The sequence below is a fragment of the Archangium violaceum Cb vi76 genome (assembly GCF_000733295.1).
GTDB classification, from domain to species: Bacteria; Myxococcota; Myxococcia; order Myxococcales; family Myxococcaceae; genus Archangium; species Archangium violaceum.
Genome location: NZ_JPMI01000008.1, coordinates 40,756 through 59,029, shown reverse-complemented (window position 1 = coordinate 59,029; position 18,274 = coordinate 40,756). Strand labels below are relative to the sequence as shown.

The 18,274-nt window shown below is 69.4% G+C and carries 16 protein-coding genes; 6 read left to right on the top strand and 10 right to left on the bottom strand.

The annotated features are described in order from the left end of the window. Positions 1-136: 136 nt before the first annotated feature. Positions 137-1,036 (top strand): efflux RND transporter periplasmic adaptor subunit, encoded by a 900-nt coding sequence (locus Q664_RS02005; RefSeq protein ID WP_052517556.1) that lies wholly within the window; start codon positions 137-139, stop codon positions 1,034-1,036. 26 nt (positions 1,037-1,062) lie between these two features. Here Q664_RS02005 and Q664_RS02000 read toward each other — a convergent pair whose 3' ends face one another. From Q664_RS02000 to Q664_RS01955, 10 genes are all read right to left on the bottom strand, one after another. Further along, positions 1,063-3,300 carry a peptidase domain-containing ABC transporter gene (locus Q664_RS02000; RefSeq protein ID WP_043389226.1) on the bottom strand — a complete coding sequence of 746 codons (2,238 nt, stop codon included), beginning with the start codon at positions 3,298-3,300 and terminating at the stop codon, positions 1,063-1,065. Beyond that, positions 3,293-4,237 carry an efflux RND transporter periplasmic adaptor subunit gene (locus Q664_RS01995; protein ID WP_043389222.1) on the bottom strand — a complete coding sequence of 315 codons (945 nt, stop codon included), beginning with the start codon at positions 4,235-4,237 and terminating at the stop codon, positions 3,293-3,295. Before Q664_RS01995 ends, Q664_RS02000 begins: the two co-directional genes overlap by 8 nt. Then, positions 4,238-7,450 (bottom strand): lantibiotic dehydratase, encoded by a 3,213-nt coding sequence (locus Q664_RS01990; protein ID WP_052517565.1) that lies wholly within the window; start codon positions 7,448-7,450, stop codon positions 4,238-4,240. Between the two features lie 125 nt (positions 7,451-7,575). Further along, positions 7,576-7,779, bottom strand: coding sequence for a hypothetical protein (locus Q664_RS01985; RefSeq protein WP_043389220.1), 204 nt, complete (start codon positions 7,777-7,779; stop codon positions 7,576-7,578). 259 nt (positions 7,780-8,038) lie between these two features. Then, entirely contained in the window at positions 8,039-8,242 is a 204-nt protein-coding gene (locus Q664_RS01980) for a hypothetical protein (RefSeq protein ID WP_043389218.1), read from the bottom strand. Positions 8,243-8,501: 259 nt separating this feature from the next. After that, complete coding sequence (locus tag Q664_RS01975; protein WP_043389218.1) at positions 8,502-8,705, bottom strand: hypothetical protein; 204 nt, start codon at positions 8,703-8,705, stop codon at positions 8,502-8,504. Positions 8,706-9,118: 413 nt separating this feature from the next. Beyond that, on the bottom strand, positions 9,119-10,045 hold the full coding sequence (locus Q664_RS01970) for an MsnO8 family LLM class oxidoreductase (protein ID WP_052517555.1): 927 nt from the start codon (positions 10,043-10,045) through the stop codon (positions 9,119-9,121). A gap of 3 nt (positions 10,046-10,048) precedes the next feature. Further along, positions 10,049-11,329, bottom strand: coding sequence for a lanthionine synthetase C family protein (locus Q664_RS01965; protein ID WP_043389215.1), 1,281 nt, complete (start codon positions 11,327-11,329; stop codon positions 10,049-10,051). Positions 11,330-11,379: 50 nt separating this feature from the next. Beyond that, the gene (locus tag Q664_RS01960; protein WP_052517554.1) at positions 11,380-12,333 is read right to left on the bottom strand and encodes a gliding motility protein GldB-related protein; all 954 of its coding nucleotides are present in this window, start codon (positions 12,331-12,333) and stop codon (positions 11,380-11,382) included. A gap of 55 nt (positions 12,334-12,388) precedes the next feature. Further along, the gene (locus Q664_RS01955; protein ID WP_043389213.1) at positions 12,389-13,405 is read right to left on the bottom strand and encodes an FAD:protein FMN transferase; all 1,017 of its coding nucleotides are present in this window, start codon (positions 13,403-13,405) and stop codon (positions 12,389-12,391) included. Between the two features lie 103 nt (positions 13,406-13,508). On the opposite strand from Q664_RS01955, the gene Q664_RS01950 reads away from it, so the two are divergent. From Q664_RS01950 to Q664_RS01930, 5 genes are read left to right on the top strand one after another with little or no spacing between them, the layout of a single operon-like run. Continuing rightward, complete coding sequence (locus Q664_RS01950; RefSeq protein ID WP_043389209.1) at positions 13,509-15,023, top strand: glycosyltransferase family 39 protein; 1,515 nt, start codon at positions 13,509-13,511, stop codon at positions 15,021-15,023. Then, entirely contained in the window at positions 15,023-15,730 is a 708-nt protein-coding gene (locus Q664_RS01945; protein WP_043389207.1) for a hypothetical protein, read from the top strand. The genes Q664_RS01950 and Q664_RS01945 overlap by 1 nt, the downstream gene beginning before the upstream one ends. Positions 15,731-15,735: 5 nt before the next feature. Next, the gene (locus tag Q664_RS01940) at positions 15,736-17,145 is read left to right on the top strand and encodes a porin family protein (RefSeq protein WP_152621851.1); all 1,410 of its coding nucleotides are present in this window, start codon (positions 15,736-15,738) and stop codon (positions 17,143-17,145) included. A 14-nt stretch (positions 17,146-17,159) separates the two neighbouring features. Then, the gene (locus Q664_RS01935; RefSeq protein WP_043389201.1) at positions 17,160-17,684 is read left to right on the top strand and encodes a hypothetical protein; all 525 of its coding nucleotides are present in this window, start codon (positions 17,160-17,162) and stop codon (positions 17,682-17,684) included. Continuing rightward, complete coding sequence (locus Q664_RS01930) at positions 17,681-18,271, top strand: FMN-binding protein (protein WP_043389198.1); 591 nt, start codon at positions 17,681-17,683, stop codon at positions 18,269-18,271. The genes Q664_RS01935 and Q664_RS01930 overlap by 4 nt, the downstream gene beginning before the upstream one ends. Positions 18,272-18,274 lie beyond the last annotated feature (3 nt).

The following is an 18,274-nucleotide window of genomic DNA, read 5'->3' as shown; positions in this document are numbered from 1 at the left end:
GCCCGGCCCGCCCTCTCCCACGGGAGAGGGCCGAGCGGGCAGGCGGTGACGCCTGATGCAAGGAATCCTTCTTTTCCGCCTCGCCTGGGCAAGAGGCTCCTGGCGGGTAGGGCCCCGCTCACGCGACAATGGGCGCATGGCGTCTTCTTCACGGTGGGTTCTCACCTGTCTGGCCACGTTGGGTATGGGCGCCGCCGCGGCCCAGCCCGTTGCTCCTCCCGTTTCCACGGAGAGCGCCCCGCCGGTGGCGCCCGCGCCTCGGGCCGCTCCGCTCGTCGGTGTCATCGCCGCCAGCCAGACGTTGGATCTCGCACCCCTGGTGGAGGGGCGGTTGGATCAGGTGAAGGCCCACCTGGGGGATCGTGTCGAGGCGGGCCAGGTGGTGGCGATCCTGGAGACGCGGGTGTGGCAGTTGGAGCTCTCCGCCCGCCAGGCGCAACTGCAGGCCGCCGAGGCCGAGCATGCGCGTGCCGTCCTGCAGCTCGAGCACGCGAAGCAGAAGTCCCAACGCCAGCAGCAGATCCGTTCCTACGCCGCGGGCGAGGAGGTGGAGACCGCGGAGCAGGGCGTGCAGCTCGCCTCCGTGGACCTGAATCTCGCCAAGGCGAAGCTCGCGGAGATGAAGGCGCAGGTGGCCGTGGCCACCGAGACGTTGGAGCAGGCGCGCATCCGTGCCCCCTTCACGGGCATCGTCTCGGAGCAGTACGTCCAGCCGGGGATGCTGGTGAACCGGGCGACGCCCATCCTCCGGCTCGTGCGGGAGGATCTCCGGCTGCGCTTCGCCGTTCCCCAGGCCCTGGCCACGCTTCTGCGTCCGGGCAGTGAGGTGTGGGTGCACGTGGCTCGGCTGCCCCAGCCCCTCAAGGGCGTGGTGGATCGCATCTCCCCGGAGTTGGATCCCTCCTCCCGCCACCTGCGCGCCGAGGCCCGGCTGGAGCTCTCCCCGGAGCTACGCGGGCGCATCCCCATCGGCCTGGTGGTGGACGTGAGCCTGCCGGCACTGACTCCCCCGGGGCCCACGGCGGCCAAGCCGTAGGCCGCTGGAGGCCGGGGGCGGGAACCTCACGCCGCCAGGTCACCCACCTGCTGCGCGGCGACCAGCTCGTAGTAGAAGCCACGGCGGGCGATCAGCTCGGCGTGCGAGCCCTGTTCCACCAGGCGCCCCTTCTCCATCACGAGGATGACATCCGCCCGCTCCACGGTGGTCAGCCGGTGGGCAATCACCACGCGGGTGCACTGGAGCTGGGCGAGTGCTTCCTGCACCGCGCGCTCCGTCTTCACGTCCAGCGCGTTCGTCGCCTCGTCCAGCAGCAGGATGGCCGGATCGCACGCCAAGGCCCGGGCCAGGGCGATGCGCTGGCGCTGCCCGCCCGACACGGAGCTGCCCGACTCGCTGAGCAGGGTGTCGTACTGCATGGGCATCGCCATGATGTCGTCGTGCACCTGGGCGAACTTGGCGGCCGCCATCACCGACTGCAGCGGCAGCGAGGGATCCACGTACGCGATGTTCCGGCGGATGTCCCCGCGGAACAGGATGGGGTTCTGCAGCACCACCCCCAGCTGCTGGCGCAGCTCGTAGACGTCCAGCTCCGCCAGCGGTGCGTCGTCGAAGAAGATGCTCCCCGCGGTGGGCTGGTAGAGCCCGAGCAACAGGTGGGCGAGCGTGGACTTGCCCGCGCCCGAGCGTCCCACGATGGCGACGAACTGTCCGGGCTGGATCTTCACCGAGATGTCCTGGACCACCATGGGGGAGAGGGGCCCGTAGCGGAATGAGACATTGTCGAGCTGGATGCCACCGCGCAGCTCGATGCTCCGGCGCGCCGTGCCCGACTGCTGCTCCAGCGGCGTCTCCAGCACGTCGTCCACGCGCTCCAGGTAGGTGCCCACCAACTGCACCCGGAACGCATTGGTCACCAGGTTGGCGATGGGCACGAGGAAGCCCACCGCCAGCGCGTTGAGCGCCAGCATCTCGCCCAGCCGCAGTTGCTCCTGCATCACCTGGTGGGTGCCGACGATCAGGAGGATCAGCGGAGAGCCCAGGCGCAGCACGCCCGTGAGGGACTCCACGAGTGCGTCCACGCGCCCGCGCTCCAGCGACACGTTGAGCACATCCACGTAGAGGTTGGACCAGTGCTGCACCGAGCGCGTCTCCACACCCAGGCACTTGATGGTCTGCATGCCCGTCATCATCTCCACCTCGTAGCCACGCGCCGCGGCCGAGACCTCCAGGTCCCGGGACATCAGCTCGCGCTGCCGCTCGCGCGACAGGATGAAGACGAGCACCTGCGCCAGCGCCAGGCCCACCGCCAGCAGGCCCAGCTTCCAGTTCATGGCCAGCAGGAGGAAGAGGTAGGTGGTGGCCAGCATTCCGTCCAGCAGCGCCGAGAGCGCCCCGGACGTGAGCAGCTCGCGCACGGTGGCGTTGCTGTTGAGCCGGGCGATCAGGTCTCCCGAGGAGCGCAGCAGGAAGAAGGCGAAGGGCAGGTGGACGAGGTGATCCAGGAAGCCCACCGTCAGGCGCGCGTCCAGGTGCGTGCGCAGGTGCAGCAGCAGGTGCGAGCGCACCATGGTGGACAGGAACTGGAAGACGAGCAGCACGCCCATCCCCACCGACAGGAGGGTGAGCATGGACAGGTCTCCCGTGGGGATGACGAAGTCCACCAACGCCCCGGTGAGCGAGGGCAGCGCGAGGGCGAAGAACTGCAACAGCAGCGACATCACCAGCACGCGCAGGAGGATGGGGCGTGCCTCCAGCAGGCTGCGCAGGTAGCGGCTCGGACCCCGCACGGCCGTGCCCGTCTCGAAGGTCTCCGACGGCTCGAACAGCAGGGCGATGCCGGTGAAGGACTTGCGGAACTGCTCCATGGACAGGTAGCGGCGGCCATAGGCCGGATCCACCACCTGCACGCCCTGCCGCGTCAGCCCCTCGAAGACGACGAAGTGGCGGAACTCCCAGTGGAGGATGCTCCCGATGGGCAGCGCCCCCAGGCTGTCGATCTCCACCTGGGCCGCGCGTCCCGTCAGGCCGAAGCGGCGGCCCGCCTCGAGCAGGGCCCGCGCGTTCACGCCATGCAGGTTCAGCAGGCCGGCGGCGCGCTGGACCTCCTCCAGGCGCATCTGCCGGCCCCAATAGCCCAGCACCATCGCCAGACACGCCGCCGCGCAGTCCACCGCGGTGACCTGGGCCACGAAGCGGATGCGGCGCTTGCGCAGGCCACTGCCCAACCTCGCCAGGGCCGGGAATCGCTCCGCCAGCGAGGGCGAGTGCTTCGGCTCCTTCGGCTCCTGCTGCTCAGCCACGGTCCCTCCGGAGCAGATCGATCGCGGGGATCAGCATGGACCATCCGTTGCGGCTGCGGACCCGGACCCGGGCCGTGCCCAGCATGCCGTTGTAGAAGCGGTAGTTGTAGTGTTGGACGCGGAAGGTGTCGTGCGGCAGGCGGGCCTCCACGGCCACCACGGGCCCGGTGAGCGTGACCACATCACCCAGGTCGGCGCCCAGGTAGCGCTTCACCTCGGCGGGCCCCAGGAGCTCGTCACTCACGTGCGTCACCTCGAGGTCCTGGTAGAGGTAGGCGAAGCCCTGCAGCTCCAGGCGCATGCTCTGCCCCTGCTGGAGCATGGGCCGGTATTGGCCGGGCACCAGCGCCAGTGCATACGACTCGGTGCCCTCCTTCATGAGCGTGGCCACCCGGTCTCCCACCGAGATGTGCTGGCCCTCGCGCACGCGGATCTCCCGCACCCACCCATCCACGGTCGCCTTGAGGGTGCGCTCCGACAGGCGTGCGCCACTCAGATCCAGTTGCGCACGCAGGCTGGCCAGGGACTGGCGCGCCGCTCCGTCCTGGGGATCCAACAGCCGCGCCGCCAACTGGGCGCGGAACTCCTCGTTGGCGCGCTCCAGCTCCGCCGTCTCGCCTCCGGAGTACAGCTCCACCAGCGGCTCGCCCGCGCGGACCTGCTGCCCGCGCTTGACGAGGATCCGGCTCACCCGGCCCCCCGAGGTGGCGCTCACTTCCTCCAGCCCCTTCACCTGGATGAGCACCGGCCCCTGGGCATAGTCGTGGATGCTGACGATCGCCAGCCCCACGCCCACCGTCACGCACAAGACCAACACCAGCCAATAGGCGACCCGGGCCCAGATGGGGGTGAGCTTCAGCAGACTGCCCTGCACTTCGCTCCGCCCGTGATGTTCCAGGGCTTCCTGGCGGAACAATCGCTCTGGTGCCGCGCTCATCTATCGTCCCCTTGCGAGAGCGGAACGGTACAACCTCGTCAGGAAGTCATAAAGGATGAGCTCGTGGCGCCGGTGCTCATCGGCGAGGACGCGGTTCACCTGCATGTGGAGCAGGCTCTCGGCCAGGCCCTTGATTGACACCGTCAGCGCGCCCTGTTCGGCGGCGAGCCGCAGCCGCTCGGCCACCGGCTTCACGCGGGCGCTGCGCTGCTGGAAGGCGGCCAGCCCGGGCTGGAGCGGACCCGTGGACGCCTGCCCGGCCGAGAGGATCGTCTCCAGCACCTTGCGCTCGCGGCGCATGCGCTGGCTGAGCTGCTCCTCGAACCGGGTGCTGCGGTCCACGCTGAACTCCGCCCCGAAGCCGGTGCGCATCGCCTGCACGACGGACAGCCGCTCGGCCAGTGGCAGCCCCAGGTCGTCCAGCATCAGGTCCATGCCCTTGAGCAGCAGGCGCCAGCGCAGATCCGCTCCGCGGTCTCCGCCATAGGCCCGTACCAGCTCGAGCGCCGCCGAGCTGTCGGCCGCGAAGAGCTCCTCCGCCAGCTCGATGCCGGCGGGGCCTCCGTAGCGCTCCACCTCGCGCTCGTACGTGTCCAGTTGCAGGCGCCAGCCCGTGCCCTCCTCGAGCACCTTCTCGCAGGTGTCCCTCAGCCGCGGCCACACCTCCGACTGCAGGCGCGAGGGGTCTCCGTGGAAGCGCAACCGCAGGTGGAAGTCGGGATCCCGGTAGCGGAGGAAGAACCAGCGATCCGCCGCGCCCGAGGCCAGCACCTCGCGGATGGTGTCCCCCAGCTCGTTGCGCAGCAGCCGATCCACGCTCGCCGCGCCCGCGTACAGCTTGAGGTAGAGCCACTCGGAGCCGGGCGGGAAGCGGCGGCGGAGCGGCGGCGGGGCCGGCCTCTCGCGCGGGGTGGCCGGGGCGGACGGCTGCGTGGCGGGAGCCCGGACGAAGGGAATCACCAGGCTGTTCACGTACCGCCCGTCGCTGCCCTCCACCGGCAGCTCGTCGACGCCCGGGAACATCTCCTCGAGCGTCGCCAGCGACCGATCCTTCACCAGGTGCACGAGGGTGTTCACACTCAGCGGGCTGTCCAGATCGATGGGCAGCAGGTTGTCGCCGTCACGCAGGCAGATCCACCTGGGCAGCCGCATGGCCTGGCGGAAGCGCTGCACGGCCTCGAAGCGCTCGGCGCCCTGGGGCCGGCTCCACTCCTGCAACTGCGCGCGATCCACGTTCCACCGCGCCAGCGACAGCACCATCTTCCTGTACGTCACCCGCGGCAGGAAGGGCGAGTGCTGCAACAGGCCCCAGTGGAAGGCGCCGCCCTGCCCATCCTGCGCCTGGAGGATCGACAGGAAGCGGTACACCCCCAGCCCGTACATGGCGAAGTTGTGGGCGCTCGTCAGCCGGGGGATGACCTCCTTGCCCAGCCGCCGCGAGCGCAGCACCAGCCGCGTTCCCTCCACGGAGAGCAGGAGATCCTCGGGCTCGATGCGGGCCTCCCCGGGCAGCCCGGACTGGCCCATGAAGACGAGATCATGCCGCCGCAGGTTGGGGCGGCCCAGGATGTTGCCCATGCGCCGATCGTCCGGCATGTGGACGACCTCGGCGAAGACGGCATGGGGGCGCAGCGCCTCCTCGGCCTCCAGGTGCTGGCGCACCAGGGCCGTCAGCTCCGGGTCCCCCTGGCAGAAGCGCCCCAGGAGCGTGGCACCGGAGGGCCCATAGAGGAAGTCGAGCAGGAAGCGGAACTCCCCGCGATCCACCGCCTCGGCCGAGCGCCCCGCGAGCGTGCCCGCCAGGCCGAGCGAGTCCGGCAACTGGATGGGATCCTCCACCTCCAGGGCATCCACGTCCTCGGGGGTGAGCGCGAGCTCCTGGCGGCCGCCGCGGTGGACCGAGTCGACCAGGCGCAGCAGGTACGGCCAGCGCCGATCCACGCGGGCCTGATCCCTGCCTCGCAAGGGGAAGGCGAACCCCTGGAGCAGCGGACCCGTGGCGGCGCCGGGGCGCGCGTCGAGCGCGAAGCCGATGCCGCGCTCCTCGTCCAGGGCCTCCAGCAGGGGCACCGAGCGCTCCTCGTAGCGCGCGACGAACCGCTCGCGGAACTGGCGCAGCGGCTCCAACGTCTCCGTGCGCGGGGTGATGCGCCGGATGACCTCCACGCCGCGCAGCAGCTCGTCCGTTACGCGCTGGGACAGCGTGACGCCGGCATTCGGGCGGAGGGTGTCCACCTGGAACAGACGCCCCACCTCCACGGGGACCGGCAGTCCCTCCAGGGCGTGGGCCACCTCCCGGTAGGACTCGGGCCCGAGCCCCGGGGCCATCTCGTCCATCTTCTGGAGCATGGCCTGTACGGAGGCCAGCCGCTCGCTCACGGAGGCGAGCGGGGCGAGCCGCCGCGTCTGGGTGAGCAGGGCGGGGACGGGCTCGGGACCCGTCAGGGGCGGGGCGAACTCCGGCTCCAGGAGCTGGGACTCGGCCAGGGACTCGATGTACTGCCGGGCCTCCTCCAGGGAGAGATCCGGCTCCGCGTCCACCAGGAGCTGGGCCAGTTCCGCCAGCGTGGCGCCCGTGCGCGCCCGCTCGAGGACGGCGTCCAGGTGGGACGAGCGCGCGACGGCCACCAGCCCATAGGTGCGCTTCTCCCCGGACTGACGGGCCTCGACGTAGCGGTACTGGTTGGGCGTGGCGTGGATGCTGGTGCTGCGGAAGAAGCGCAGCGACTCCCGCACCTCCGGCTGACGCTGCAGCGCCTCCGCGAGGGACCAGACATATTCCGCGTCCAGCCGCGTGTGCTTGCGCAGCGTGCCGCGCCCGCCAATGCTCAGCCGCGTCGCCGTGTCCACGCGTCCCACGCCATTGGAGGCGAACAGCCCGAAGGGCGTCGCGCGGCCCGCCATGCGCGAGAAGTAGCGCACCAGCGACCGCTCCACCTTCTGCCCACGCTCCGACTCCGGCGCGCTGAGCCAGATGGACAGGCTCTCATCCAGGCTGGGCGAGGCGAGGAAGAGCGCTTCCCGGACGACGGGCTCCTCCACCCACTGGCGCAGCCGCTCGCGCGAGCGGCGCAGGGCCTCGTCACTCCAACCCCCTCCGCTTCCCGCCCCCAACAACTCCACCAGGGCATCGAACGGAAGCAGCGGAGTCCGGAAGGCGAAGAAACCCGCGGGGATGAATCTCTCGGACGAACCAGACCGGGCAGAAGACATGGTGTTGCTCATGGTGCCAGCAGGCTTCCACGTTGAAAACAACAAGGGGCGATCGGAATCCCGAAGGACTCCTTTCGCCCCTTGAAGAACCAGCTCGGAACGGCTCGGTGCTCGAATACCGCGAGCTACTCGAGCTTCGTGGCGCCGCCGGTGCAGCTACCGGTGCCGCAGCTCGTGAAGCAGCGGGTGGTGTTGCAGGGCTCCGCCGGGGCCTCGACGCCACCCACGACTTCGTCCAGCAGGTGCAGCTGGCTGTCATCCAGAACGCGCAGGGTCTCCTTCTCGAGGGACAGCTTCACCTTCAGCTCGGGCTTCTTGATCTCGCTCATGGGATGACCTCTCCAGACGGGGGTGGGTGCTCTCCCGGGAATCCCGGACACATCCGGCAGCTCGGCGAAAGCAGTGATTCTTTATTCGCATAGGAATGGCCAGACATCAAGCCCCCTACTGCATTATTTCACTGTTGCTTGAGAGGCTACACGTAGCTCGGGAGGCTACAAATCAGACGTGCCCGCAAAAGCAACAGGGGCCGGCGAATGCTTCGCCAGGCCCCTGCGACAACTGCTTTGAATGAAGGATGGAGCGGTATTACTCGAGCTTCGTGGCGCCACCGGTGCAGCTGCCGGAGCCACAGCTCGTGAAGCAGCGGGTGGTGTTGCAGGGGTCCGCGGGGGCCTCGACGCCACCGACAACCTCGTCCAGCAGGTGCAGCTGGGTGTCGTCCAGAACGCGGAGGGTCTCCTTCTCGAGGGACAGCTTCACCTTCAGCTCGGGCTTCTTGATCTCGCTCATGGGATGACCTCTCTAGACGGGGGTGGGTGCTCTCCCGGGAATCCCGGATACGTCCGGTAGCTCGGCGAAAGCAGTGATTCTTTATTCGCACAGGAATGGCCAGACATCAAGCCCCCTACTGCATTTTTTTGCTGTTGCTTGAGAGGCTACACGTAGCTCGGGAGGCTACAAATCAGACGTGCCCGCAAAAGCAACAGGGGCCGGCGAATGCTCCGCCAGGCCCCTGCGACAACTGCTTTGAATGAAGGATGGAGCGGTATTACTCGAGCTTCGTGGCGCCGCCGGTGCAGCTGCCGGAGCCACAGCTCGTGAAGCAGCGGGTGGTGTTGCAGGGGTCCGCGGGGGCCTCGACGCCACCGACAACTTCGTCCAGCAGGTGCAGCTGGGTGTCGTCCAGAACGCGGAGGGTCTCCTTCTCGAGGGACAGCTTCACCTTCAGCTCGGGCTTCTTGATCTCGCTCATGGGATGACCTTTCCAGACGGGGGTGGGTGCTCTTCAGGGAATTCCGGATGCAGCCGGCAACTCCGTGAAAGCCGTGATTCCTTATTCGCACAGGAATAGTCAGACATCAAGCCCCCTACTGCGTTTTTTTCGGGGGAGGAGCGGGTACCCATTGGACATACCTGTGCAAACGCAACAGGGGCCGGCGAATGCTCCGCCAGGCCCCTGCGACAACTGCTTTCATGTATGGAATAGATGAAGCGCGTGTGTGGCTGGACCGGTCACGACCGGTCACTCAGCGAAAGCGGTGATTCCTTATTCTCCACGGGAAGAGGGCGGTTATCAACCCCCTGTGCTGCATTTTTCCTCTGATGGTGGAAAATGTGGCCAGGGAACACACCTGTGCCGCCAGAGGGGCGACACGAGGTGTTCCGCTAGGCGCTCTTCTCGACGCGCGGGGCGGGGGCGGGCACGGAGAGGCGGAGCTCGGAGGCGAGGAGGCGGTAGCAGCGCAGGCGGGACTCGGCATCCGGCGCGAGATCCAGGAAGACGAGCTCCTGGGTGCGATAGCGGTGGCAGATCTCTTCCATCCGCTCGCGGCATTGCGCCGGGTTGCCAATGAGGGCGAGCCCCTCGCGGTTGTGCTCCGCGTGCGCACCGGCGAGGCGGCGGGCCTCCTCCTCGGTCTCCGCGCAGAGGCCCGTCACCGCGACGACGAGCCCGGGCTGGGGCTGGTGCGGAGCGGGGCGGAACTCCTCCAGGTAGCAGGCGGTGACGCTGGGGTTGTCCCGGCTCTGGGGGTGGGCGAGCGAGAAGCCGAAGTTCATGCCCTGGTGCGCCGCCAGCCGCGCGGTGTCCAGGCTGGACATGCCGAGCATCCACAGGGGAGGGGTGGGCGTGCCCAGGGGGTTGAACACGAGGGGGGACTGCCCGCGGATGAGCTCCACCAGCCGCAGGACGCGCTGCGGGTACTCCGCGCGCATCTCCGGCAGCGGCTGCGAGCGGTCGCGCATGGCGTCGATGACGGCCGGCTCGGCCTCGCCGCCCGCCATGCCGAGATCGATCCGCCCGGGGAAGAGCGACTCCATCAGACGGAAGGCCTTGGCCACCCGCATGGGGCTGTGGAGCTTGAGCAGCATGCCCGCCACGCCGATGCGGATCCGATCGGTGGCGCCGGCGAGGAGGGCCGCCATGATGTCCGGGGCGTGATGGGCGTAGGCCAGCTCATGGTGCTCGGCGAGCCAGAAACGCGACATCCCCAGCGCATCCGCCTCCTGGGCCAGCCGGATGGTCTCGTGGATGCTTTCGTAGGGCAGGTGGCCCTTGCGGATCGGACAGAAGTCGAGAATGCCGAGGTGCATGGCTCAGGGCGCGGCGGTGGGGAGGGAAGGGGCCTTGACGGAGAAGAGGAAGCACTGATCCCAATCCGGCTCGACCGGGGTGGCGGCGGCCAGGAGCGTGAGGGCCACGCCCGCGGCACCGAACTGGATGTTGGGGGAGGGCTTCGTCGGATCCTGCTCGAAGCAGTAGCCCCCGATGCCCAGCCCGGGCTGACGCAGCGCGAGCGTGTGCTGGATCCACCGGACCGCGGCCTCCTCGAAGGCGGGGTGGGGATTCTCCTGGTGGAGCCGGATGAAGACCTGGGCGGCGCCCGCGCTGCCGCAGCACAGGTTGGAGGAGCCGCGCACGGGCTGGCGCTCCAGGGCCTCGCGGGCGATGTGGACGGCCCACTCCTGGGTGCGCTCGCGCCAGCCGGGGTGTCCCCAGGTGCGGGCGGCCCACCACAACCCGGCGATGATGCCGGGCGAGCCCACGCACCAGCTGAAGCGGTCATCCATGACGCGCTCACGTCCGTGGAAGTAGTGAGGGAAACCGGGGTGTCCCTCGGGATTGGAGCGGTTGGCGATCCAGCGGAAGCCGGCGTCGAGCAGCGCCGCGCACCGCTCCTGCTCGATGCCCGACGCGTGGACGGCGGCCAGGAAGGCCATCATGCCGGGGATGCCGTGGGCCACCCCCATGGTGTACAGGCCCTGGGGGAACTGGGAGTTGCGCCCGTAGATGCCCCAGTGCGAGCTGGGCATGGACCAGGTGATGCCCTCCTCGGAGCGCTCGGCGGTCTCCTCCGCCTTGGCCACCATGCGAGCCAGCAGCTGGCGCGCGCCCGGGGCGGGCAGACGCTCGAGCACGTAGAGCCCCATGCCCGACAGCCCGGAGCGGATGTCACACGGGTAGGCCCACGGGGTGCGGCTCAGCTCCGCGTTCAGATGCTCGTCCACGGGCGCACAGAGATCCTCCACGTCCAGCGAGGGGTAGCGCCGGGCGAGGTGGGCCGCCACCCAACCCAGACCGCCCAGTCCGCCGTGGAGATCCAACTGGTGCCATTTGGCGCGGGCGAAGGCCTCCGTGCCGGCCTGGAGGCATTCGACTACCTTGTCCAGCAGCTCCGGCTTCAGCGTGCGAGACGCCATCTCGAAGAAGAGGGCGTAACCCGGGTGGCCTTCGAGCAACCCCCAGGGCAGTCCCTCCAGGGACAGATTCGCGACGTCCTGGGTGATGGCTTCCGCCACCTTCAGGGCCTCGGCTTGGAGGGGGCCGGACAGCAGGGGCTTCCAGGAGTCACTCGTCTGCGCTGAAGCGTGGCTCATACAACCTTCCATCAATACGGGTTTGTCCGAGAAAGTTCAACGAACCCCCTTCAGGGTTCTCCGGCTGCTCGGTCGCGGAAGCGCTCGGCGTAGCCGCTGGCCGCGAGGAAGGCCTCGGGATCGCGCAGGTGGAGGATCTGGCGCAGGGCCGCTCGCTTGTCCGTCGAGCGTTCGTAGTAGGCCTGGACGATGCGGTAGCCCATCCAGTAGCCCAGGTTGGTGGGCCGTCCTGGCGCCGTTTCGTAGAGCCAACCGGAGACGTCCTCGCCCCGCATCTTCTGGCGGAACTCCTCCCACAACTCGCGCTCGCGGGCGTTGCCGAAGGTGTGCAGGTGGGCATTGAGGTGGCGGCCGGAGATGAGCTCGGCGACGAAGTCCGCGGCGCCCTCATCGAGCGCACTGGCCAGGAGCGTCGTCTTCTCGGGGGCCTCGGGCTGCTGGAAGTGGACGAGCTCGTGAGCCACGACGTACGGGATGTCCTCGAAGCGCTGCAGCGCCTCGCGATGCCAGTCCTCGAGCTCGTCGAAGGGCGTTTCCGGGGTGAGGCCAAACATCTCGGCTCCGAGCAACAGCCCGTGCTCGGAGACGGTCCCGACGGCGCTCATGCGTCCGATCACGAAGTACACATTCGGGAAGACCGCCTCGGGGTAGAGCTTCTCGAGTGCGTGGAAGCTGGAGCGGATGCGGCCCTCCATGGAGCGGATGCGCAAGGTGTGGGCCCGCACGGAGGCGTAATAGCGCGGCCTGGAGCGGACCGTGGCCGCCAGCTTGTCCGCGTCTCCAATCCGTAGCTTCGTGAAGTCCTTCAGCCCCTGGCTTCCACGTGCGAGGTACTGCTTGTCGAAGTCCTTGGCGGGGAACTTCGGTGTGGTGCGATCGAAGACCTTCCAGAAGCGCGCGACATCGTCGGTGACGATGCGCGCGGAGCTGGCGCTATTGCCTCGAGCCAGGGCCTGGGCCGAGCCGAAGAACACCAGAAGGAGGGGGAGGGGCCACCACCGCATAGGCTCTCCACGAATGAGGTTGGAGCCCAGGATAGCAGGAAGCACCGTGCTCCCTCTAATGACTCGGGGGCTTCAGCCGTTTCAGTTTCTTCTCCAGCCGGGGCGACACCCGCACCTGGTTGTCGGCCGTCACCACCACGGCGGAAGCGCCGTGTTGCTCCGCGAGCGACAGTCCCTCCTGGCCCCCGAGGATGAACACGGACTTCGTCAGCACCTCCGCGTCCACCGCGCTCGGCGCGAGCACCGTCGCCGAGCGTGAGGCCGTCGCCGGGGAGCACGTCCGCGGATCGATGATGTGGTGGTAGCGCTTGCCCTCCAGCACGAAGAAGTGCTCGTAGTCCCCGCTGGTCGAGAACGCCGCGTCGGAGACCTCGAGCACCGCGAAGGCGCTGTCCGGCTCGCCGCGCGGATCCCGGATCCCCACCTTCCACGGGCGCCCCTCCTTCTTCCCCGCCGCGTAGAAGTCTCCCCCGGCCTGCACGAAGAAGTCCTTGAAGCCCTGTCCCCGCAGCTTCTTCACCGCCTCGTCCACGCCCCAGCCCTTCGCCAACCCTCCCAACCCCAACTGCATCCCCGCGCGCTTCAGCCGCACTCCGCACCCGGGCGCCCCTCCGTCCGCCGCCGGCGCGAACTCCAGGTCCTTGTACGAGATGAGCGCGCATCGCTTCTTCAACCCGGCCTCGTCCGGCAGGGCGGGGGTCAGGTCCGTCCCGAATCTCCACATCCCCCGCAGCGCCGCCCACGTCGGATCGAACAGGCCTCCCGTCTGTTCCGCCCCCCGCACCGCGCGCCGCAGCGCCGCGCACAGGTCCTCGGGTACCGCCACCCACTCCCCATCTCCCGCCTTGCGGTTCACCGCCGACAGCTCGCTGTCCGGGCGCCACTCGTTCATCACCCGGTTGACGCGCTCGAAGGCGCCGAAGGCCGCGTCGAACCCCTCGCGCGCCTTCTCTGGCGTGCCTCCCACCAGCGTCACCGTGACCGTCGTCCCCATCATCGGACGCGTCTCGGTGCGGAGTCGTGGAGCGGGTGCGGCGGCCAGGATCACCATCAGCAGGGCACTCGGCGTCATGGCCTCCCTCTGTCACATGCGCTGGCCCGCTGGCGCTACCGCTCTCCTCTGCTTGACCACCTGCTCGAGGGCGTAGTAGGTCATGTATTCTCTGTTTTTGAGAATGAATCTCAAAATCAATCACTCCGTGCCTTCCCGGGCCTTCGCTGGTGTCCTCGCCTTGGTGGTAGGGGCCGGAGTGGTGGCGCGAGTGCTCGCACTGCCCAGGCTCCTGCCGGACCTGGACGCGGTGAACTTCGCGCGTTCCCTCGGCCGCTTCGAGCTCGCCGCGCAGGCGCCGCACTTCCCGGGCTACCCCGTGTACGTGGCCCTGGCCCGGCTGGCCTCGGTGGCGGGTGCCTCCGAGGTGCTGGCGCTGGCCCTGCCCGGGGTGGTCCTCGGAGCGGTGGCCATTGGCGCGCTGGGCTTCGTGCTGCGGCCGTACCTCGGGGCCGCCGGGGCGCTGGTGGCCGCGGCCCTGCTGGCCCTGTTGCCCCTGCCCGTGCTCTTCGGCGCCACCCCTGGCTCCGATGGGACGGGCCTCGCGTTCCTGGTGCTCGCCGCCTGTGCGGCACTGAAGGTGGCTGACGCCTCGCCTCGAGCGGCGGTGCTGGCGGGCGCGGTGGCGGGCGTGGCGCTCGGAGCCCGGCCCTCGTTTCTCCCGGCGTTGCTCGGGCTCGCCCTGGTGGTGCCTCGCGGCCGGCGGTTGGCGGCGCTCGCGGGCAGCGGAATGGGCGTGGGGGCGTGGCTGGTTCCCCTGGTGGTCCTCACGGGCCCGGCGGAATTGCCGCGCATCTGCTCGGGCTTCCTGCTCGGCCATGCGGGCAAGTGGGGCGGCACCGTGGCCGTGCGCCCGGACCTCGGCTGGCGCCTGGAGCACTTCGGCTTCGACATCCTGGCCGCGGGCCTCGGGCTTCCCTGGCCCGGCGTGGGGGAGGACTCCGTGGCCGTGCTGGCCGCGCGGCTCCTCCTGGCGTTCGGCCTGACCGGAGCCCTGGTGGCGCTCGCCCATGCGGCGCTCCGGGCGTCCCTGTCCGTCACCGAGCGTCGTGTGGCCCTGCTGGCCCTGGCGTTCGGTGGCCCCTACGCCGTGTGGATGTTCCTCGGGCAGAACCTGCTCAAGGCGCGCCATGCCCTGCCCGTGGTGCTCGCGCTGGCGCTGCTGGCCGCGGTGGGCGTGGCGGTGCTCGCCCGCGTCCGGCCGTCCCGGGTGTCCCTCTCCGTGGCCGGAGCCCTCGCCGTGAGCACCGTGGCCGTCATGCTGCCCGTGGCGCTCGAGCAGGGCCGGGAGCCCTCGCCCGCGGTGCGCCTGGTGGCGCACGTGTCCTCCACGCTGGCACCGTCCGGCACGCTGCTCTTCACCGGCGAGGAGGCGCGGCTCTTCGAGCACTACGTGCCTCACTTCCGTGCTGGCCGTCCCGCCACGGGCGAGCAGCTGCGCCGCGAAGTGGAGCGCGTGGCCGCCGCCGGAGCGGACGTCTACGTCACCTCCACCGCTCCCGGGGCCGAGGCGCTCGCGCCACACCTGGAGCCCGTGTCTCGCTTCACGTGCGACCGGCGTGTGCGCTCGCACGCCCACGACATCGTTCTCTTCCACTACCGGCCCGTGCCGCCGGCCCGCCCCGAGAAGGTCCTCTGATGCGCGCCCGCCTCCTCCTCGTCTTCGCGCTCTGTGCCGCCGCGTGCAAGGGCCCCGTGCCCTCGGACTTCCAGCCCGTCCAGGACTCGGCGAAGGGCGCGCCCCGCATCACCGTATCCCTCAACCGCACCATCGACGGCCGCTACCGCACCATCACGCCCACGTGCATCGGGCCGCGGTTCACGGTGGACGTGCCGGAGGGCAGCACGGAGGCGTTCACCCGGACGGGCGGGTTGTCCATGCTGCCGGAGCAGATCGTCGAGTTCCGCAACTACCAGCCTGAAGTGCCCACCAACATCACCTCGCTGACGTCGCCCTCGCCGCTCTTCAGCCCCAACCTGGTGCGCCCCTACAACGTGATGACCGAGTCCGGGCAGACGTACTCCTACTGGCGCTACGCCTTCCCCCGGCCGGGTGTCTACGAGTACTTCGACACCAACATGGGGAGTCCGGGCCGCCAGGTGGTGGACTCGTATTACGGCACGGTCACGTACGTGGGCGAGTCGAGCGCGCCCAAGGCCGTGGTGTGCGTGGATCCGCCGGGCTGCCAGGCGACACCCGGGTGTCTGGCGGGCACCGCTCCCGAGGGCACCGTGTGCTGCGTATGCGTGGGCGTGTGCTGTGGGGGCTCTACCCCGGAGAGCGAGTGCGCCACGGGCAAGACGTGTCTGCGTGGCCGCTGCGTGGACGTCGAGACGGGCGAGTGACGCGTATGACTTCGAGAGCCACCGTGCCAGGCCGCCATCACCTGTTCCTGTTGTCCCTGCTGTTCGTGCCCCTCACGGGCCTCGCGCGAGAAGAGGGCTCCATGCCCGCCCGGCCGGCGGAGGACGCGCCCCGTGTTCCCGCCGAGGAGCAACCGAAACAGGACGAGGGCCCCCGCCTGGAGCTGGAGGGCCTGGAGGATCCGGCCGGGACGGGCACGAAGGCTCCGGCGTCCGATGCCGAGACAGCCGGCCAGACGGCGCAGGACACCTTCACCGAGCGGCTCCAGCCCACCACCACGCTGGCGCAGAGGGCGGCGGCGATCCTCGATCGGACGACGCTGGGTGGCTACGCCGAGCACGACTTCATCGTGCCCCAGCAGGGTGTGACCACGTTCCGTGCGCACCGGTACGTGCTCTTCGTCTACAGCCACATCTCCGAGCGCGTCTCCACGGCGACGGAGATCGAGTTCGAGTTCGCGGGCAGTCCGCTCAAGCGCGACGGCCTCCTGGGCGCGGGCGAGGTGCTGCTCGAGTTCTCGGTGGTGGACCTGATGTTGACGGACTGGGCCACCTTCCGGGCGGGCGTCATCCTGGTGCCGGTGGGGGCGTACAACCTGCGGCACGACGCGCCGGCGCAGGAACTGCCCGAGCGGCCCATCGCGTACACGACGATCGTTCCCACCACCTGGTTCGAGTCCGGCGCGGGCTTCCTCGGTGGCTTCGATCTGGGCCAGGACTGGCGGCTGTCCTACGAGGTGTACGCGGTCAACGGCCTGGATGCGAAGATCCTCGACGGGCAGGGCTTCCGGGCGGCACGCGGCAGCCACCTGGAGGACAACAACAGCGACAAGGCCATCACCGGCCGCGTGTCCGTCTCGCCCTTCCTGGGGCTGGAGGCGGGCCTCTCCGGCTACACGGGCGCGTATGACGTCGAGGGCCGCCGGGTGAACATGATCAACGCCGATGTCTTCTGGCGGCTCGGCGCGCTGGACCTGACGGGCGAGGTGGTGCGCGCCTTCATCGATCCCGGCTACGTGCAGGGCTTCCCGAACAACTCGAATGCCAACACGCGCGATCGGGTGCCCACGGGGATGTTCGGCTTCTACGGGCAGGCCAACTACCGCTTCCGCATCGAGCCCTTCTTCCGGCTGCTGCCGGACGAGTGGAAGGAGGGCCACTTCACGGCCTCGCTGCGCTACGAGGAGAAGGACACCGACACGGAGTTCATCACCACGGGAGACGTGGCGCGGCTGACGCTCGGCCTGAACTTCCGGCCGCTGCCGCCCTATGTGCTCAAGACCAGCTACTACTGGGAGAAGAGCGGCGGCGATGGCGAGCAGCCCCACGCGTGGTCGGGTGACTTCTGGAGCGAGGGCCATTGGACGTTCCTGGCCAGCGTGGCCTACCTCTTCTGAAAGCCGGATATCCGATGCGCGCCTTGTGGCTCACCACCGTTGTGTTGCTCGCCGCCGCTTGTGGCGGGAAGGCCGTGCGTCCGGAGGGGGCTGTGTCGCGGGTGGTGGTGGTGGGTGCGTCGGTGGTGCCCAGGCCCGCGCCGCGAGGATTCACGGCGGACGTGTTCGGCTCGGAGAATCCACGCGACGTGGTGGCCCGGGAGGGCGCCGAGGCCCTGCGCACCCGGGGCTACGAGGTGCTGGGCGTGGAACTGACGGCGGGAGCCGCGCCCACGGTGGAGCAGGCCGCGGCCCTGGCGCGCCAGTACCGTGCGGAAGCGGCGGTGGTGCTGGTGCTGACGCAACTGGATCTGTCGTCGGTGCAGCCGCTCGGGCGGGCCGGGATCGAGCTGGAAGCCATGATGGTGGGCCCGGACGGCCGGGTCCTGTCGAGCGACGATCGCCGGAGCACGACATCTCAGAGTCTCTATCGCGCCAGGACGGACTGGCGCTCGCACGTCAGGCAGGCCGTCATCCAGGCGGTCCGGGAGCTGCCATGAGCGTGGTAAGGGGAGTGACCGTGAAGCACTTCGTGCTGGCGCTGCTGGTGGGGTTGGGGCTCGGAGCGTCGCTCCCCGCGCGGGCGGCGGGGACGTTCTTCACGACGCCACAGGTGCTCAAGGAGTTCTTCCCCAAGAGCCAGCGTGTCACCTACCGCAAGGTGAAGCTCGGACCCGCCGAGCTGGCCGCGGTGCAGGGGCGGCTCGGCTACAAGCCGGCGAAGCCCGAGTACGTCATCTTCGTGGCCACCACGGGCGAGCACGTGGACGGCTACGCCATCATCGACGAGGAGATGGGCCAGCACGAGCAGATCACCTTCGCGGTGAAGCTGTCGCCCGAGGGCGTGGTCGAGCGCCACGAGGTGATGGTGTACCGGGAGTCGTACGGCCAGGAGATCACCGACGCGCGCTTCCGCCGCCAGTTCCAGGGGAAGACGGTGAAGGACGCCGTGCGGGCGGGAGTGGACATCGACGTGGTGACGGGAGCGACCATCTCGTCGAGGTCGATGGCCATGGGCGTGCGCCGCGCGATCGTGCTGCTGGACGAGCTCATCCTCAAACCCGGTTCGGTCGCGCCCAAGGGGTAGCCT

Excerpts from the sequence above, each read along its gene's own strand:
- Q664_RS01955 (WP_043389213.1), bottom strand. The coding sequence starts at position 13,405 with ATGACGCCGAGTGCCCTGCTGATGGTGATCCTGGCCGCCGCACCCGCT.
- Q664_RS01930 (WP_043389198.1), top strand. The coding sequence starts at position 17,681 with ATGAGCGTGGTAAGGGGAGTGACCGTGAAGCACTTCGTGCTGGCGCTG.
- Q664_RS01965 (WP_043389215.1), bottom strand. The coding sequence starts at position 11,329 with ATGAGCCACGCTTCAGCGCAGACGAGTGACTCCTGGAAGCCCCTGCTG.
- Q664_RS01935 (WP_043389201.1), top strand. The coding sequence starts at position 17,160 with ATGCGCGCCTTGTGGCTCACCACCGTTGTGTTGCTCGCCGCCGCTTGT.
- Q664_RS01985 (WP_043389220.1), bottom strand. The coding sequence starts at position 7,779 with ATGAGCGAGATCAAGAAGCCCGAGCTGAAGGTGAAGCTGTCCCTCGAG.
- Q664_RS01940 (WP_152621851.1), top strand. The coding sequence starts at position 15,736 with ATGACTTCGAGAGCCACCGTGCCAGGCCGCCATCACCTGTTCCTGTTG.
- Q664_RS01970 (WP_052517555.1), bottom strand. The coding sequence starts at position 10,045 with ATGCACCTCGGCATTCTCGACTTCTGTCCGATCCGCAAGGGCCACCTG.
- Q664_RS02005 (WP_052517556.1), top strand. The coding sequence starts at position 137 with ATGGCGTCTTCTTCACGGTGGGTTCTCACCTGTCTGGCCACGTTGGGT.
- Q664_RS01975 (WP_043389218.1), bottom strand. The coding sequence starts at position 8,705 with ATGAGCGAGATCAAGAAGCCCGAGCTGAAGGTGAAGCTGTCCCTCGAG.
- Q664_RS01980 (WP_043389218.1), bottom strand. The coding sequence starts at position 8,242 with ATGAGCGAGATCAAGAAGCCCGAGCTGAAGGTGAAGCTGTCCCTCGAG.
- Q664_RS01995 (WP_043389222.1), bottom strand. The coding sequence starts at position 4,237 with ATGAGCGCGGCACCAGAGCGATTGTTCCGCCAGGAAGCCCTGGAACAT.
- Q664_RS01950 (WP_043389209.1), top strand. The coding sequence starts at position 13,509 with ATGAATCTCAAAATCAATCACTCCGTGCCTTCCCGGGCCTTCGCTGGT.
- Q664_RS01960 (WP_052517554.1), bottom strand. The coding sequence starts at position 12,333 with ATGCGGTGGTGGCCCCTCCCCCTCCTTCTGGTGTTCTTCGGCTCGGCC.
- Q664_RS01945 (WP_043389207.1), top strand. The coding sequence starts at position 15,023 with ATGCGCGCCCGCCTCCTCCTCGTCTTCGCGCTCTGTGCCGCCGCGTGC.
- Q664_RS01990 (WP_052517565.1), bottom strand. The coding sequence starts at position 7,450 with ATGTCTTCTGCCCGGTCTGGTTCGTCCGAGAGATTCATCCCCGCGGGT.